This is a genomic window from Neisseria sp. WLZKY-1 (genome assembly GCF_046546535.1).
Taxonomy (GTDB): domain Bacteria; phylum Pseudomonadota; class Gammaproteobacteria; order Burkholderiales; family Neisseriaceae; genus Neisseria.
On sequence record NZ_JBKGTW010000118.1, the window covers coordinates 1 to 606 of the forward strand.

Below are 606 nucleotides of genomic sequence, written 5' to 3' on the forward strand. Positions count from 1 at the left end.
CTTTCAGCTTGCCGAAGATACCCTCGCCGATACCTTTGACCTTTTTCAAATCCTCCACCGATTTGAAACTGCCGTTTTCCTTACGGTAGTCGGCAATGGCCTGTGCCTTGGCCGGGCCGATTCCCGGCAGGGTTTTCAACTCCTCCACCGTTGCCGTATTGATATTGACCGCGGCGACGGCCACAGCCGCCAGCATATAGGCCGCCAGGCCGGACAAGATTTTCTTCATCATCTTCCTTTCTTACACATAAGCAGAACAACATTCCGATTTCTTTTTACGCATATTACGCATAACCGGAATAATGTCGACAAGCCGGACACCCCGGCACATTCGGAAAAGGCCATCATAATTAAAAATGACCGGAACGACAAGGTTTTTTCTGCGGCTGCATCTTCTCCGTGCAGAAAGGATGTCTCCAATATCGAAAGGCCGACGGCCAAATCCGCAATCATTCGCCGGATGGGTCTCTGACCGGCATCTTTCCAAACAACCCGGGATGGACACAAACAAAAACCCCCGCTTTTTGCGGGGGTTCGGAATAAGTGTCTGGCAGTGACCTACTTTCACATGGGAATCCACACTATCATCGGCGCTGAGTCGTTTCA

General features: G+C 51.0%; 2 protein-coding genes. Both read right to left on the reverse strand.

All coding sequences use genetic code 11. The features are described 5' to 3' along the window. The coding region (locus ACLD9W_RS12440; protein WP_410842296.1) for a ComEA family DNA-binding protein at nucleotides 1-229 on the reverse strand (229 nt) is incomplete at its 3' end. A gap of 12 nt (nucleotides 230-241) precedes the next feature. After that, nucleotides 242-606 (reverse strand): hypothetical protein (locus ACLD9W_RS12445; protein WP_410842297.1); only part of this gene is annotated, 365 nt, incomplete at its 5' end.